Annotated in this window: 12 protein-coding genes; 3 read left to right on the forward strand and 9 right to left on the reverse strand. The window is 66.5% G+C overall.

All coding sequences use genetic code 11. The features are described 5' to 3' along the window. Positions 1-71: 71 nt before the first annotated feature. The gene (locus K6T84_RS18765; RefSeq protein ID WP_225399564.1) at positions 72-1904 is read right to left on the reverse strand and encodes a fatty acyl-AMP ligase; all 1833 of its coding nucleotides are present in this window, start codon (positions 1902-1904) and stop codon (positions 72-74) included. Between the two features lie 147 nt (positions 1905-2051). On the opposite strand from K6T84_RS18765, the gene K6T84_RS18770 reads away from it, so the two are divergent. Beyond that, the gene (locus tag K6T84_RS18770) at positions 2052-2927 is read left to right on the forward strand and encodes an LLM class F420-dependent oxidoreductase (RefSeq protein ID WP_225401872.1); all 876 of its coding nucleotides are present in this window, start codon (positions 2052-2054) and stop codon (positions 2925-2927) included. A gap of 21 nt (positions 2928-2948) precedes the next feature. On the opposite strand, the gene K6T84_RS18775 is transcribed toward K6T84_RS18770, so the two are convergent. The 4 genes from K6T84_RS18775 to K6T84_RS18790 form a co-directional block, all read right to left on the reverse strand. Continuing rightward, positions 2949-3578: a TetR/AcrR family transcriptional regulator gene (locus K6T84_RS18775; RefSeq protein WP_225401871.1), complete on the reverse strand. Its 630-nt coding sequence runs from the start codon at positions 3576-3578 to the stop codon at positions 2949-2951. A gap of 7 nt (positions 3579-3585) precedes the next feature. Next, positions 3586-6435, reverse strand: coding sequence for an MMPL/RND family transporter (locus K6T84_RS18780; protein ID WP_225401870.1), 2850 nt, complete (start codon positions 6433-6435; stop codon positions 3586-3588). Then, positions 6432-6863, reverse strand: a complete 432-nt coding sequence (locus K6T84_RS18785; protein WP_224860183.1) for an MmpS family transport accessory protein — start codon at positions 6861-6863, stop codon at positions 6432-6434. Before K6T84_RS18785 ends, K6T84_RS18780 begins: the two co-directional genes overlap by 4 nt. 139 nt (positions 6864-7002) lie before the next feature. After that, positions 7003-7332 carry a hypothetical protein gene (locus K6T84_RS18790; RefSeq protein ID WP_224860181.1) on the reverse strand — a complete coding sequence of 110 codons (330 nt, stop codon included), beginning with the start codon at positions 7330-7332 and terminating at the stop codon, positions 7003-7005. Between the two features lie 172 nt (positions 7333-7504). Here K6T84_RS18790 and aceA point away from each other — a divergent pair, with 172 nt between their 5' ends. Continuing rightward, a complete protein-coding gene (gene aceA, locus K6T84_RS18795; protein WP_224860179.1) occupies positions 7505-9805 on the forward strand; it encodes an isocitrate lyase ICL2 in 2301 nt (766 codons plus the stop codon). 33 nt (positions 9806-9838) lie between these two features. Here aceA and K6T84_RS18800 read toward each other — a convergent pair whose 3' ends face one another. The 4 genes from K6T84_RS18800 to K6T84_RS18815 all read right to left on the reverse strand — a co-directional run bounded on the left by K6T84_RS18800 (position 9839) and on the right by K6T84_RS18815 (position 13569). Next, positions 9839-10486: an HD domain-containing protein gene (locus K6T84_RS18800; protein WP_225399559.1), complete on the reverse strand. Its 648-nt coding sequence runs from the start codon at positions 10484-10486 to the stop codon at positions 9839-9841. 93 nt (positions 10487-10579) lie between these two features. Next, on the reverse strand, positions 10580-11557 hold the full coding sequence (locus K6T84_RS18805) for an NAD-dependent epimerase/dehydratase family protein (RefSeq protein ID WP_225399785.1): 978 nt from the start codon (positions 11555-11557) through the stop codon (positions 10580-10582). Between the two features lie 53 nt (positions 11558-11610). Next, positions 11611-12291 carry an Rv0518 family GDSL lipase gene (locus tag K6T84_RS18810; protein ID WP_225399558.1) on the reverse strand — a complete coding sequence of 227 codons (681 nt, stop codon included), beginning with the start codon at positions 12289-12291 and terminating at the stop codon, positions 11611-11613. 51 nt (positions 12292-12342) lie between these two features. Beyond that, positions 12343-13569: an acyltransferase family protein gene (locus K6T84_RS18815; protein WP_225399557.1), complete on the reverse strand. Its 1227-nt coding sequence runs from the start codon at positions 13567-13569 to the stop codon at positions 12343-12345. Between the two features lie 129 nt (positions 13570-13698). Here K6T84_RS18815 and K6T84_RS18820 point away from each other — a divergent pair, with 129 nt between their 5' ends. Then, positions 13699-15654 carry a neutral/alkaline ceramidase gene (locus K6T84_RS18820; protein ID WP_224860171.1) on the forward strand — a complete coding sequence of 652 codons (1956 nt, stop codon included), beginning with the start codon at positions 13699-13701 and terminating at the stop codon, positions 15652-15654. Positions 15655-15718: the final 64 nt, after the last annotated feature.

Consider the following 15718-nt stretch of genomic DNA (forward strand, 5'->3'; position numbering starts at 1 on the left):
TAACTAGCTGATTTTGGTGCACGGCATGCCTGCGCTGTGTGCGCGCTGTGTGCGACGGGAGCGCGGTGGGCTCAGCGTGAATCCAGCGCGCCCGCAAGGTATTGCTGGCGGCACGCCGTCCGCCCGAGCTTGCCGCTGGTAGTGCGCGGAAGGCCACCCGCCGGAACGAGCCGGACGTCCGCGGCGATCAGTCCGTGTACACGCTTCACCGCAGAGCGGATCGCGGTGACCGCCGGGGCCGGGTCTTTTCGCCCGGTGCCGGTAGCCCGTTCAGCGATGATCACCAGCTCATCGACCGGCTCGGCGGCCACGGTGAACGCCACCGCGTAACCGCTGCGCACCATCGGCGAGGACTGCGCCACGGTGTTCTCAAGGTCGTGGGGATAGTGGCTGCGGCCCTCGATGACGATCAAATCGGCGGTCCGACCGGTGATGTAGAGCTCGCCGTCCAGGTAACACCCGAGGTCACCGGTGCGCAGCCAGTCGGCCCCGATGGGAACCCGCTCGGCGTGACTCCCCTGCGTCAACGGGGTCTGCAACCGGGCGCCGAACACCCGGCGCGTCTCCTCGGGGCGGCCCCAATAGCCGGCGGTCACGTTGTCACCGTGCAGCCAGATCTCACCGATGTGTCCGTCGGGCAACTCGGCGTCGGCGTCGACGATCACCGCCGACAGGCTGCGGGCGACGCGACCGCACGACACCTGGGCCACCGCATCCGGGGAGCCGGAGGCCACCGGAACAGCACATCCCACACCGAGCTGCTCGCGGCTCATGTGCAGCACACTCGCCTCGGCGTCGGGTTCGATGGTCGCCACGAACAACGTGGCTTCGGCGATCCCATAGGACGGTTTGATGGCGCTGCGCGGCAAGCCGTATGGCGCGAACGCCTCGTTGAACGCCGTGATGGCAGTCATGTTCACCGGCTCGGAACCGATGATCATCACCACGTTCGACAGATCGATGTCAGCATCAGGCGCGGGCACACCGCGCTGGGCGGTCAGCTCGTAGGCAAAGTTCGGTGCCGCGGTGACGACCCGGCCGCGCCGCGAGGCATCGGACAGGGCCTGAATCCAGCGGTGCGGGCGGCGGATGAACGCCGTCGGCGAGATCAGGGTGGAGTGGCCGCCGTAGACCGCCGGAAACCCGATCATCGACAGGCCCATGTCGTGATACAGCGGTAACCAGCTGAGGCCGTGGGTGTTTCGATCCAGCATGTCGATCGACAGGATCATCTGCAACAGGTTGGTGGCAACTGCCCGGTGCGTCACCTGTACGCCTACCGGTGCCCGGGTGGTACCGGAGGTGTACTGCAGGTGCGATACCTCGTCGACATCGATGTCGACGGGCACGAACGCCGCCGCCGCCGAATCCGGTACCTCGTCGATGACGATGACCTGCGGCCGCAACGAAGCCGGCAGCCTGCTCAGAAAGTCATCGACGGTGTGCCGCACCGCCGCGGTGGTCAGCACCGCCGCCGGGGTGCAGTCGCGCAGGGCGGTGTCGAGGCGTTCGGCGTGACCGGGAAGCTCGGGGGCGAACAGTGGCACCGCGACGGTGCCGCACCTGAGCGACGCGTAGAACGCGGTGACGTAGTCCAGTCCCTGCGGTGCCAGGATCGCCACTCGATCGCCCCGGGCGGTGGCCTGTTGCAGTCGGCCGGCGATGGCCCGCGTCCGCACCCCGACCTGCACCCAGGTCAGTTCCATCGCGCGGCCCTCGACCGGCCCGGCGTAGTCGAGGTAGCGGAATGCCACCGCGTTCCCGACGTGGGCGATGTTGCGGTCGATCAGCGAGATCAGGGTGGCGCCAGGCGGCAGCACGATGCCGCCGTCCGCGTCGAGACACTCTTCGATCTGCACCAGGCCCTGCGCCGGTGCCGACTGCCCCAGTGCCGGGTGATCCATGCCCGTAGTCTAAGCGCCCCCGATATTGTCCCGGCGGAGCCGGAAGCATCTGTACGGCCGCATGGTTGCACCTACTTGATGGACCGGACCGTCCGCGTCCCGTCTGTTTGCCATCATCCGCTTTGACAGCAAAGGACAGTCACGACAATGCAATTGGGCATTCATTTCGTCGATTTTCAGCCCGGTGACCCGGCTCGGCTCGGACCGGTGCTGGCCGGAGCCGCCACAGCCGCCGAAGACGCCGGCGCGGCGATGTTCACCATGCAGGACCACTTCTTTCAGATGGAGCAACTCGGCCGCGCCCAGGACCCCTTTTTGGAGTGCTACACCGCCCTGGCCTTCGTCGCCGCCTCGACCCGCACCATCCCGCTCGGTGTGCTCGTCACCGGGGTCACCTACCGTCATCCCGGTGTGCTGGCCAAAACCGCCGCCACGCTGGACGTTCTGTCGGGAGGCCGGTTCATCTTCGGAATCGGGACGGGCTGGTACGAGCGCGAACACGCCGGTCTGGGTGTGCCGCTGCCACCGCTGGGTGATCGCTTCGAAATGATGGAGGAGGCGCTGCAGATCTGCCGGCAGATGTGGAGTGACGACGACGGATCCTACGTCGGCAAGCACTACCGGCTGGCCGAGACCATCTGCGAGCCCCGGCCGACCCGGCAGCCACCGGTGTTGATCGGCGGTGGTGGCGAGAAGAAGACACTGCGACTGGCTGCCCGCTACGCCGACGTGTGGAACCGCAACGGTACCGTGCTGCGGCCCGATGATCTGGCTCGCAAAATCGATGTGCTGCGGCGGCATTGCGACGAGATCGGCCGCGATCCGGGTGAGATCCGCAAAACCGTCGGCCTGTTCGCGGACCCGTTCGCCGACCTCGACGGCTACCTGCGGGCCGTGGAATACTGCGCCGGCCTGGGATTCGACCTGGTCCACACCGGGCCGCTGCCCGGTAATCCCGACCCCGTCGGGTTCATCCGCCGACTCGGCGACGAATTGGCGCCCCGGCTGGCCCAAATCGGTTGACGCCGTCGGCTGCACGAACGCTCAGATCGCGCTCTGGCCACCGTGTTTGGCGTTCGCCGCGCTGACCGCGGGCAGGATGATCGTGTCGATGACGGCCCGGATGAATGTCGCGTCGAACCTCTGACCGCTGACGGTCCGCATCAGTCCCATCCCGGTCAGGGCGTCGGCGATCAGCGACCAGTCCTGGCCGGGTGCGACCTCACCGCGCGCCGCGGCCTGCTCGAGGATGGCCGTCACCAAACGCCCACCCTTGAGCAGCAGCAGATCATCAAGGGCTGAGGCGAGCTGCTGGTCCTGCATCGCCTCCAGGGCCACGCGCAGCACCAGATCATTGGGGATCACCCCGCTGTCGTGACGCGCCACCCGCTCGACCAGTGCGTCGAAGTCGCCGGCCAGGCTGCCGGTGTCCGGCACGTCGTCATCGACCAGGTCGGGCCGCCAGTACACCAGCGCGTCGGTGATCAAGGCGGCTTTGGACGACCAGCGGCGGTAGATCGCGGCCTTGCCGACACCCGCGCGCGCGGCGATGTCGTTCATATTGGTGTCGCGGTAGCCGTGCTCGGTCAATGCTGCCAGTGCCGCATCGAGAATGACCGGATCACGCGAACGGTCAAGGCGACCTTCGGTGCGTTGGCGCAGTCTCGAATTCATCGATGACCTACTGCGCCGGCCTCGGCTCGTGCCCGCCACGGCCACGCCGGGTGATCTCAAAGGTGTTGAGCGGCCACCAGAACCAGCGGCCCAGCGCCGCGGCGATCGACGGCGTCATGAACGCCCGCACGATCAGCGTGTCGATGATCAGGCCGATACCGATAGTCGTGCCGAGTTGGCCGACCACGCGCAGGTCGCTGACGATCATCGCCATCATGGTGAAGGCGAACACCAGGCCGGCCGCGGTGACGACGCGCCCGGTGGCCCCCACGCCTCGGATGATGCCGGTGTTAAGGCCGGCGTGGATCTCTTCTCGAAGGCGGGATACCAGCAGCAGGTTGTAGTCCGAACCCACCGCCAGCAGGATCACCATCGACAGCGGGATCACGATCCACTGCACGCCCAGACCCAGGACGTCCTGCCAGAGCAGGACCGACAGCCCACACGCTATACCCAGGGATGCGGCCACGGTGCCGACGATCACCAGGGCGGCCATCACGCTGCGGGTGATGATCAGCATGATCGCGAAGATCAGGATCAGCGATGCGATGAGCACGATCATCAGGTCGATGACAACACCGTCCTGCATGTCGGCGTACAACGATGCGGTGCCGGCCAACGAGACCTTCGCACTGGCCAGCGGGGTGCCCTTGAGGGCCTCGGCGACAACGTCTTTGAGGTCCCGAACATGTGCGATGCCCTGCACCGAGGCCGGGTCTCCCTGGTGGGTGATGATCATCCGGACCGATTTGTGGTCCGGCGACATGAACATCTTGATGCCACGTTGGAAGTCGGGATTGTCGAACACATCCGGCGGCAGATAGAAGAAATCGTCGTTCTTGGCCTGATCGAAGTACAGGCCGATCTCGGTGGCGCCTTTGGCCAATTCCTGCTGCTGGGCCTGCGTACCGGCCATGGTGCTGTGGGTGGCGATCATGAAGTCGCGCATCTTGGTCATCGACTCGAGGTTCTGCTGCAACGCAGGCAACATCTGCTTGGTCAACTCGGCCATATGGTCGATGTCGACGTTGAGGCCGACCATCTGTTCGGCGAGCTGATCGATGCCGTCCATCATGTCGAAGATCGACCGCAGCGAGTGACAGATCGGGATGTCGTAGCAGTGCGGCTCCCAGTAGAAGTAGCTGCGCATAGGTCGCCAGAAGTCGTCGAAATCGGCGATGTCGTCGCGTAGCTGCTCGGTGGTCTCCACCAACTCATGGGTTCTGCCGGCCATGCTCTGCGTGGTTTCGCTCATCTCCTTGGTGACGTCGTACATGCGTTCCATGGCCGCGATGGTGACGCTCATCTCGTCGGCCTGTTCGAGCATCTGCGCCGTGTTGTCGTTGTTGAACTTCGCGGCTTGCAGCGTGCCGGCGTTCTGCGCGCCGAGCAGGAACGGGATCGAGCTGTGTTCGATCGGTGCGCCCAGGGGGCGGGTGATGGTCTGCACCCGATCGATTCCCCGCATCCGAAAGACGGACTTGGCGACCTTCTCGATCACCAGCATGTCCGCGGGGGTGCGCAGGTCGTGATCGGTTTCGAGCATCAACAGTTCGGGGTTCATCCGGGCCTGGGAGAAGTGCCGGTCCGCGACGGCCATGGCCAGGTTGGCGGGCATGTCGGCGGGGGTGAACTTCTGGTCGTTGTACTGCGGCACATACGTCAGCAGACTGATGAAACCGATGACGGCGAGCGCGCTGGTCATCAAGATGATCGGAATGGGCCAGCGCACCGTGCTGGTGCCGACCTTGCGCCAGTTCCGCGTCGACAGTCTCTGTCGGGGGTCGAGCAACCCGAACTTCGATGCCACGGTCAGGATCGCCGGTGTCAGGGTCAGCGACGCGACGATCACGACCAGAATCGCGATCGCGCAGGGCGGACCCATCGTCTGGAAATAGGGCAGCGTCGTCATGCTCAGACACATCAGGGCGCCGACGATGGTCAGCCCGGAACCCAGGATGACGTGCGAGACACCGCTGTAGGAGACGTAGAACGCATCTTCGCGATCGAGGCCGTTCGCTCGCTCCTCGTGATATCTGCCGAGGAGAAAGATCAGATAATCCGTGATCGCGGCGATGGACAACATCGTCACCATGCTCACCGCGTAGGGCGTCAAGCCGATGATGTTCATGTTGCCGACCGCGGCCGTCACACTCATCGCGGCGAACAGTCCCAGGCCGATGGCGACCATCGATATCAGCATCGTCACCACCGAGCGGTAGACGGCGAGCAGCATCACGATGATGATGACGATCGACACCAACTCCAGCCGGTGCATGCTTTGATGGCCGGCCACGCTGGTGTCGGCATTGAGAACGGTGTTGCCCGCGACGTGGGCTTTGATACCCGGTGGCGCGGGGACCGAGGCGACGATGTCACGCACCGCCGCCACCGACTCGTGGCTGGCGGTCGTACCCTGCGAACCGTTGAGGAAGATCTGCACATAGGCGGATTTGCCGTCCACGCTCTGCGAGCCCGCCGCGGTCAGCGGATCACTCCAGAAGTCCTGGACGTTCTGCACGTGCTCGTGATCGGCCAGCAGCTCGGCGACGATCTCGTCGTAGTACTTGTGCGCCGCCTCGCCGACCGGTTCCTCACTCTCCAGCACGACCATCGCCGTGGAGTCCGAGTCGTACTGCTGGAACACCTTTCCGATATTGAGCATCGCCTTGTACGACGGTGCATCGATAGGACTGATCGGCACCGACCGGGTGGCCGCGACCTCGCCGAGCGAGGGCACCACCGCGCCCAGGACGACCACGAGCAGCACCCAGAACAAGATGATCGGCACCGAGAAGATCCGGACCAGGTGGCCGATGAAGGGGCGACGGGCGCTCGTGTGGGCGGTGGGGCTCATACGCTTTTCACCAAGCAGTAGATGAACGGTTTGATGGTGTCGGCACTGGCCCGGTCATCACGCACCACGTCGTCAACGGTCACCCGGCACCGAAGGTTACGGGTGTTGCGGTCGCCCTGGGCCAGGATGTTGGCCGACATCGACGGCAGGGTGGTGATGATCGTGAACGACCATGGCAGGGCGGCGTTTTCGATCAGATTCGGCTGACCGTTCTCGTCGAGGTAGTTCAGGTTCGCGGTCCCGCCTGTCCCGCTGACCTCATAGGTAATGCGCTTCGGATTGAAGTTCTCGGTGATGGCGGAGCCCTCCGCAAGATTCGGGCCGTGATGTCCCAGGGATCCGCGAATCCGGGTAATCGCATACCCGCCCAGGGCTATGACAACCACGAGTAGCAGCGGAATCCAGAACCGCTTGAACAAGCCATACACCGGGTGCCCGCCTCCCCTGCCTTCGTCGCGTCAAGTCGACCGCAGGACAGTCCGCGGAACCCGGGTTCCGTCACAGCGGCGGGGTTGACGCTACCGCACTTGCCGGCGGCGTACGCGTAACAGGGGCAGCCTCGCGGGCTCAGATGACCGGTTCGTGCAGCGCCAAGCTGATGAACAGGTAGCCCATGCAGATCAGCAGGTTCAGCGCCGCCACCATCAACCCGGCCACGATCAGCGCATGCACCAGCCGGCGCCGGTTGCGCTGCGCCCGGGCCAATCGCTGCTCGCGCATGATCTCGGTCGCGGCGAGCGCGAACGTGTAGTCGACCGATTCTGCCGAGGCCGGTGGCGCGCCGGCGGCCAGCTGTCGTAGCCGGGCCGCCGGAATCCGAACACCTACCCCGGCGAAGCGGCGGCTCATCTGCCGCGCCTCCCAGCGGCTGTGCCACCGGTTTGACCGGGTCGTCATGGCGTCTCAGCTTAGCCACGTCAGCCGCCAAATCCACGGGATTCACCCGACGGCCCCGGTTTCGGCGGCAGTGCGCGAAAGTTGTATGGCAAAACCGCGTTGTCGCTCAGCCACCGACGGCACAATACGTGGGAGACGAAGGCTGAACCGGGGCGAACAGGAGTGTAATTCCATGACGACCATCGAGACGAACACCGCAGCGAGTGCACCGACGCAACCGGATCTCGCTGCCGATGTCGCCGCCATCCAGAAGTACTTCGACAGCCCCCGTTTCGAAGGCATCACCCGCCTCTACTCCGCCCGCCAAATCGTCGAGCAACGCGGCACCATCCCCGCCGACTATCCGGTCGCACGAGAGGCGGCCACCGCGTTCTACGCGCGGTTGCGGGAACTGTTCGCCGCCAAGAAGAGCATCACCACCTTCGGCCCCTATTCGCCCGGCCAGGCGGTCGTCATGAAGCGAGTCGGCATCGAGGGCATCTACCTGGGCGGGTGGGCGACCTCGGCGAAGGGCTCGATCAACGAAGACCCCGGCCCCGACCTCGCCAGCTACCCGCTGAGCCAGGTGCCCGACGAGGCCGCCGGCTTGGTCCGCGCCCTGCTCACCGCCGACCGCAACCAGCAGTACCTGCGCCTGCAGATGACGCCCGAACAGCGCGCCGCCACTCCCGCTGTCGACTACCGCCCGTTCATCATCGCCGACGCCGACACCGGCCACGGGGGTGATCCGCACGTACGCAACCTGATTCGTCGCTTCGTCGAATCCGGCGTCCCCGGCTACCACATCGAGGACCAGCGCCCGGGCACCAAGAAGTGCGGACACCAGGGCGGCAAGGTGTTGGTACCGTCCGATGAACAGATCAAGCGGCTGAACACCGCCCGCTTCCAGCTGGACATGATGGGCGTGCCGGGCATCATCGTGGCGCGTACCGACGCCGAGGCGGCCAACCTCGTCGAGAGCCGCTCCGACGAGCGCGACCAGCCGTTCATCCTGGGCACCACCAACCTGAAGATCCCGTCGTACAAGGCGTGTTTCCTGGCGATGACCCGGCGCTTCTACAACTCGGGAATCAAGGAGATCAACGGCCACCTGCTCTACGCCCTGCCCGAAGGCGAGTACGCCGAGGCCGACACCTGGCTGGAACGCCAGGGCATCACCGCGCTGATCACCGCGGCCGCGCAGGGCTGGAACAGCGACGGGACGCAGTCGGTGGACGCCCTCTTCGACGACATCGAATCGAAATTCGTGGAGGCCTGGCAGAACGACGCCGGGCTGATGACGTTCGCCGACGCGGTCGCCGAGATGCTGGCCTTCGCCGAACGGGAGGGCGAGCCCAAGGAGATGACCGCCGCGCAATGGCGCGAATTCGCTTTCCGCGCACCGCTGTACACCGCACGGGCGAAAGCCGCGGAGCTCAACGCCGACCCGGGCTGGGACTGCGATCGAGCGAAGACCCCCGAGGGGTACTTCCAGGTGCGCGGCGGCATTCCCTATGCAATCGCCAAGTCGCTGGCCGCGGCCCCGTTCGCCGACATTCTGTGGATGGAGACCAAGACCGCTGACCTCGCCGAGGCCCGTGAGTTCGCCGAGGCGATCCACGCGGTGTACCCCGACCAGATGCTGGCCTACAACCTGTCGCCGTCGTTCAACTGGGACACCACCGGAATGACCGACGACCAGATGCGGGCCTTCCCGGCCGAGATCGGCAAGCTGGGTTTCGTCTTCAACTTCATCACCTACGGCGGGCATCAGGTCGACGGTGTGGCCTCCGAAGAGTTCGCGGCCACTCTGCTGCAGGACGGGATGCTGGCGCTGGCCCGCCTGCAGCGCAAGATGCGGCTGGTCGAATCCCCTTACCGCACACCGCAGACGCTGGTCGGCGGGCCGCGCAGCGACGCCGCGCTGGCCGCCTCGTCCGGGCGCACCGCCACCACCAAGGCGATGGGTGCCGGATCCACCCAGCATCAGCACCTGGTGCAGACCGAGGTGCCCAAGAAGCTGCTGGAGGACTGGCTGGCACTGTGGGCCGCGCACTATCAGGTCGGCGAGAAGCTGCGGGTCCAACTGCGGCCGACCCGGCCCGGATCCGATGTGCTCGAACTCGGGATCTACGGCGACGGTGACGAAAAGCTGGCCAACGTGATCGTCGACCCGATCAAGGACCGGCACGGCCGCAGCATTCTGACCGTGCGCGACCAGAACACCTTCTCCGAGAAGCTGCGGCAGAAGCGACTGATGGACCTGACCCACGTGTGGCTGATCCATCGGTTCAAAGCCGCTGCGGTGCACTACGTCACGCCCACCCAGGACAACCTGTACCAGACCGAGAAGATGAAGGAACACGGCATCTTCAGCAGCGTCAACCAGGAGGTCGGCGAGATCATCGTCGCCGATGTGAACCAGCCGCGTATCGACGAGCTGCTGGCATCCGACCGCGAAGCCCTGGGCAAGCTGATCGGCAAAGAAGACTGACCCTCCGCTCGCCCCAGTGGTGAGCGGCCCCGGCTACTCGGGCCAGCTGTTGCCCAGGATGGTCTCGACGAAATCGCCGCGGACGAACGACGGATCGCAGTGCGCGAGCACGTCGGCGTTCACGGTGCCGAAGGTGGTGTCCGGGCGGTACCGAACGCCTTCGGTGAAGGCTCGCAGGATGCGACGTTTGAAATCGGGTCGCGGATGCGCGGCGGTCACGGCGGCCAGCGAGTCGGTGGCCAGGTCGTCGCGGCCGATGCCGAGGACGTCGGTCTCCACCCCGGCGGTGACCAAGGCCACCTCGGGGTCGAGGAATTCCGGCACCCCCGGGGTGGTGTGCAGCGCGATGCCGAGCCAGACCTTGCGGGCGTCGGATTCGTCGGCTCCGCGCTGCAGCAGGAAGTCGCGGGCCGCATTGGCACCGTCGACCTCGAATCGCAGCGCGGAGTCGCGGTAGCGCTCGGTCAGACCCAGATCGTGAAACATCGCGCCCACGTAGAGCAGTTCCAAGTCCGGGGTCAATCCGCGCCGGAGGCCCTGCAGCGCACCGAAGAAGAACACCCGGCGGGAATGGTGGTAGAGCAGGTCGTCTTCGATATCGCGGATGTACTCGGTCACCTCGCGCGCCAGCGGCGTGTCGGGAACCGAGACTCCGGCGATGGTGTCAACAAGATCGGTCATATCTGCGCTCTCCTTTCGAATCGGTGGGTATTCGTCAATCACCTCGGCATCGCACCGAAGGCCTATCGAGACAGGTTCCGAACCAGCGGGTGATCAACCGCGGATCGCCGCCACCGTATCGGCCAGCGTCTCCCGCGGATCGCGCAGGACGACACCGAAGTCACGTTCGGCCGGTGAGTCGTCAGAGGCCGGCATTTGGGTGTAGTACTGCATGCCGGCCTCGGTGAAAGGCGTGGAGATCGGCAGGACGCGTTCGGCCTGATCCAAGATTCGTCCAGCCCAGCGCAACGCGACATCGGGCACCGGCAGGGCGACCATCGGCGAACCGGACACCGCGCCGAGCAGGCCCGCAAGCCGGCCGGCCGGTACCCGGTGGCCGCCGGCCATGTAACGCCGCGGGCCCCGGCCGGGTTCGAGCAGCGCGACGTGTAACGCTGCCAGGTCACGCACGTCGACGATCAGCCACGCCGCGCCCCGACCGGGGATGACGTGCATGCCCAGTGCGGCCCGCACCCCCTCGCCTGCCTCGCCGTATCGATCGCCGACCGGCGGGCCGAGCACCATGCCCGGATAGGTGATGTTCACCGGGGCGCCGGCCTCCTGCAGGCCGCGCACATAGCTTTCCTCGCGGGCCTTGGACTGGCCGTAGCCGTCGGATCCGCCCGCCACCGGCAGGTCCGCCCGCAGAGTGCGCAGGCCGGGGTGGAACAGCGCGGTGAAGCTCGAGACGTGGATGATCGGGTCCAGTCCGAATTCGACCGCGCCGCCCAGCACGTTGTGTGCGCCATCGGAGTTGGTGGTCATCATCTGCTCGTTCTGGCGCGGGTCGGTGGCCACCAGTGCCGCGGCGTGTACGACGGCGTCGCAGCCGTCCAGCGCGCGTCGCACCGCGTCGGCGTCGGTGATATCGCCGACCACATGATCGGATACGTCGACGCCGAGCTGTTCGACGCTGGTGGTCAGACCGGCGGGATTGCGAACCAGGAACCGCACCCGGTGCCCAGCGTCGGCGATCGCCTTGGCCGTCCAGCCGCCGACGAATCCGGTTCCACCGGTGACCAGCACCCGCATCGTGTTCATCCGTCAATCTTCCTGGGCTAGAGCGAGATCCGGACGGTATTGGGTCAGGTCCGCTTGGGCAGTTGGCTGGCGATCAACGGCGCGATCTTGTCGGCCATGTAGGCATGCCCGGCGTCGGTGGGATGCACGCCGTCCGGGCCGATCAGCTCGGGCCGGCCCGCGAACCAGCCTTCGGCGAGCGGGTCCACGAAGTCCGCCCCGACGAAGTGAGCCTCGCTGTTGAGGATGTCGCGGATCCGCCACACGTTGACCGGAATGTCGGGGGTGGGCCACGCGGGCCCGATTACGAGCATCCGAGCTGTCGGTACGGTCCTGTGGGCCAGGCCGAGGGTGTCGGCGACCAATCGGGTCAGCTGGCCCGGGTCGACGTCCTGGTCGTTGCGTGAGCCGAAGAACACCACCAGCGCGTCGTCGGGTTGCACCGCACGCGCGGTCAGGTCTCCGTAGAGGCTGCCGTGGTTGCCGGGCACGCCGTACCCGGCACCGCCTTCGGCGGCCACGTCGGCGGCGACGTACACCCCGCGGCCCGCCAAGGTCTTCCAGGCACGTGAAGTCCAGTTCGCCGCACCGCGGCCGCTGTTCTCATACCCAGCCGTGTAGGAGTCACCGATCACCGCGATCCGGGTGGGCGACGCGCTCAACGGCACCGTCTCGTAGTGGCGGGCCGGCTCGCGATCCCGGGCCAGGCAGCCGGTCCCCACCACAGTCGCGATGACCACGGCCATCAGGCAGACACCGAATGTCCGCACCCCATTCACAGCTGTCCTCCCCGAGCCTCAGCGCACACTGACCGGTACTGCGACGGTGCGTTCGTCGAGGACTTTTTTGACGGCCAGCGGGTCCTCGGTGGGCATCACCTGGGCCGTCGCGGGCCGGGCACCGATCATCTTGCGCATCCAGCGGCGCGCCGGCTCCTCAACACCGTGGAACAGCAGCATCGACAGCACCGTCGCCACCACCAGCAGTCCGGCGACCATCCACTTGGCCGCGGTGTCCCCTTCGTTCAGCACGACCTCGAATTGTATTGCGGCCCAATTCCACGACGTGTGCACCAGCTCGTGAACCATATACAGCGCAAACGAGATCTGCCCGCCGTAGACCATCAGCCGGGTGGACAACAACGCCGGCAGGCTGCCGGTACCGATCGCCAGCGCCATGACCAACGGAACGAACAGCACGTCGACCAGTCCGCTGCTGTCATAGATCCCCGAGATCGGATGCGCGTCGAAGTAGTTCAGAACACCGACCATCGCTGCGATCAGCAGTGCCGAACCGAATCCGGCGACGGAGCGGGATCGCTGTGACGGCACCATCTTCCGGACCGCGGCACAGGCCAGCGCACCCGCGGTGAATTGCATGACGATGCGCGGCAGCCAGCTCCACGGCGTGTAGAACTGGCCGGTCACCAGAAGTAGCAACAGCGGCGGCAGCGAGGCGCCGACCGCCAGCGCCGCCAGCGAGCGCGCCGACGTCACTCGCATCATCCGGTAGACCACCAGGATCAGCACACCGAACAACAGATAGGCCAGCCACTCGGCACTGATGGACCAGGCGGGCCCGTCCCAGCTGGATCCGTCGAAGAACGGCTCGAACCACAACTGCACCAACAGGACCTGGCGCACGTAGCTGATGGCTGTCAGCCGGCTGAGGTCCTCGGTCGGCACATGCCCGACGTGCAGCGTGAAGATCACCCACACCAGTGCCAGGTGCAGCGTGACCAGATAGATCGGCCAGACCCGCGCCAGCCGCAGCCACAGGAAGTGCACGGTGGCACGCGCCGAGAACGACTCCCCCATCCGTTCAAGGTAGTTCCAGGTCAGCACGAACCCGCTGAGGATGAAGAACAGATCGACGCCCTGGGCCCCGCGGTCGAGGATCGGGGCCATCGCGTCGGCGAAGGCCGGCGAGGCCAGTCGCAGCAACGGGCGGAAGTGAAACAGCACCACCCACACCGCGGCGATGATGCGCAGCCCGGTGAGGGCCTTGATCTCTCCGCTACGCACAACACTCTTTCGCCGGGGGCTTCACTGTCAGGGACTGCCTTGGGAGACTAGCAGCGGCCCTGGTCTCGACACAGTCATCGACGAGTGGGCGGCCTTCCGTGTTGGTGGCCCGTTGACCATACTTGCGGGATGTCAGACGAGTATCGGGTGGGACGCGGGATCGCCGACATCACCGGCGAGGCGGCCGAATGCGGAATGCTCGGCTATGGCGTGGCCGCGCAGCAGACCACCGGCCTGCACAACCGGTTGCGCGCGCGGGCGTTCGTGATCGCCGACAACGCGACCGACAACCGGATCCTGCTGGTGGTCTGCGAGGTGCCGCTGCTGCTGGAAAGCATCCATCGCGAGGTGCTCGGGCGTCTCGGGGCCGACTACGGCAAGCTCTACACGTACCGCAACGTGATGCTCACCGCGACGCATACTCATTGCGGCCCAGGCGGTTACGCCGACCACAGGATCTACAACTCCAACACCGGAGGCTTTCGGCCGCAGACGTTCGGCGCGATCGTCGACGGCATCTGCGAGGCGGTGACCCGTGCGCACGCCGACCTCGCGCCGGCCTCCTTGAGCCTGGCGTTCGGGCGGCTGCACGACGCCAGCAGCAACCGCTCACCGTCGGCGTTCGCCCGCAACCCCGAGGCCGATCGTGCCCACTTCCCCGACCAGATCGACCCGCAGACCACACTGCTGCGCATCGAACGCGATGGCCGCCTGGTCGGCGCGGTGAACTGGTTCGCTACCCACGGCACGTCCATGACCAACCGCAACACCCTGATCAGTGGCGACAACAAGGGCTATGCCGCCTACCAGTGGGAGCGCCTCGACCATCAGGTCGACTACCTGGCGACCGAACCTCCCGAGTTCATCGCGGCGTTCGCCCAGACCAATAGCGGGGACATGTCGCCGAACCTCAATCACCGCCCGGGCAGCGGGCCCACCGAGGACGAATTCGCCAACACCCGGATCATCGGCGCCCGCCAGGCCACCGCGGCCGTCGACCTGACCGTCGGCCACGGCACCGAGGTCAGCGGCGGCGTCGACGCACTTGCCACCTACGTCGACCTGTCCGATTTCGAGGTCCGGCCCGAGTTCACCGGCGACGGCCGCCCTCACCGCACCGGGCCGGTGCTCGCAGGTGCGGCAGCGCTGGCCGGTACCGACGAAGGCCCCGGCCCGCTGCACCCGCTGGTCAAGCAGGGCCGCAGCCGCATCGTCGACTGGCTGGCCGCCACCACGGTGTATCGGCTCTCGCCGCGGTTGCGCGACGCACACGCCCCGAAGTTGCCGGCGGCGCCGGGCAATCGGCTGAACAAGGCACTGTCGTTGATGCCCACCGGCGGGCCGATTCAGTTGTTGCGCGTCGGGCAGCTCTATCTGATCGGAGTTCCCGCCGAGGTGACCATCGTGGCCGGACTGCGGTTGCGCCGCACCGTCGCCGAGATCGTAGGTGCCCAACTGCAGCAGGTGCTCGTAGCCGGGTACAGCAACGGCTATCTGCACTATGTCACCACGCCGCAGGAGTACGAGGACCAGCGTTACGAGGGCGGCAGCACCATGTTCGGCCGATGGGAGCTGGCAGCCCTGCAGCAGGTTGCGGCCGACCTCGCCACCGCGATGCGCGACGGCCGCCCCGCCCCGGCGGGGCAGGTCCCCATAGAGCCGTCACGCAAGCGCAGATCCCGCCGCCGCGCGGCGGTCCCGGACGAACCGGCCACCGGCCACCGGTTCGGCGACGTCCTACAGGCGCCGAGGGCCCGCTACCAGCCCGGGGACACCGTGCGGGCGGTGTTCGCCGGCGCCCACCCCAACAACGACCTACGTCGCGGCAGCACCTACCTGCGGGTGGAGCGCGAAACCGGCGACGAGTGGAGCACCGTTGCCGACGACGGCGACTGGTCGACGACCTTTCGGTGGGATCGGACCGCCCGCCGCCGTTCGTCGATCACCGTGACGTGGAGGGTGCCCTCCGACGTGGCCGCGGGCCGCTATCGGCTGCGTTACCAGGGCGACTCGCGGGCCACCAACGGCCGGATCAGCGCGTTCACCGGGACCACTGAGGCGTTCGATATCTCACCAAAGCGTTAATCGGCCGCCCATATGGCCTTAACTTCGCCGCCTAACCTCGGGAAACATCGAGGCCGGCCCGACC

Origin of the sequence: Mycobacterium zoologicum (assembly GCF_020181635.2) — a bacterium.
Classification (GTDB): domain Bacteria; phylum Actinomycetota; class Actinomycetes; order Mycobacteriales; family Mycobacteriaceae; genus Mycobacterium; species Mycobacterium zoologicum.

What these genes read in the sequence shown, in the direction of transcription:
- K6T84_RS18765 (WP_225399564.1), bottom strand. Translation starts at nt 1,904, where the DNA reads ATGGATCACCCGGCACTGGGGCAGTCGGCACCGGCGCAGGGCCTGGTG.
- K6T84_RS18770 (WP_225401872.1), top strand. Translation starts at nt 2,052, where the DNA reads ATGCAATTGGGCATTCATTTCGTCGATTTTCAGCCCGGTGACCCGGCT.
- K6T84_RS18775 (WP_225401871.1), bottom strand. Translation starts at nt 3,578, where the DNA reads ATGAATTCGAGACTGCGCCAACGCACCGAAGGTCGCCTTGACCGTTCG.
- K6T84_RS18780 (WP_225401870.1), bottom strand. Translation starts at nt 6,435, where the DNA reads ATGAGCCCCACCGCCCACACGAGCGCCCGTCGCCCCTTCATCGGCCAC.
- K6T84_RS18790 (WP_224860181.1), bottom strand. Translation starts at nt 7,332, where the DNA reads ATGACGACCCGGTCAAACCGGTGGCACAGCCGCTGGGAGGCGCGGCAG.
- aceA (WP_224860179.1), top strand. Translation starts at nt 7,505, where the DNA reads ATGACGACCATCGAGACGAACACCGCAGCGAGTGCACCGACGCAACCG.
- K6T84_RS18800 (WP_225399559.1), bottom strand. Translation starts at nt 10,486, where the DNA reads ATGACCGATCTTGTTGACACCATCGCCGGAGTCTCGGTTCCCGACACG.
- K6T84_RS18805 (WP_225399785.1), bottom strand. Translation starts at nt 11,557, where the DNA reads ATGCGGGTGCTGGTCACCGGTGGAACCGGATTCGTCGGCGGCTGGACG.
- K6T84_RS18810 (WP_225399558.1), bottom strand. Translation starts at nt 12,291, where the DNA reads ATGGCCGTGGTCATCGCGACTGTGGTGGGGACCGGCTGCCTGGCCCGG.
- K6T84_RS18820 (WP_224860171.1), top strand. Translation starts at nt 13,699, where the DNA reads ATGTCAGACGAGTATCGGGTGGGACGCGGGATCGCCGACATCACCGGC.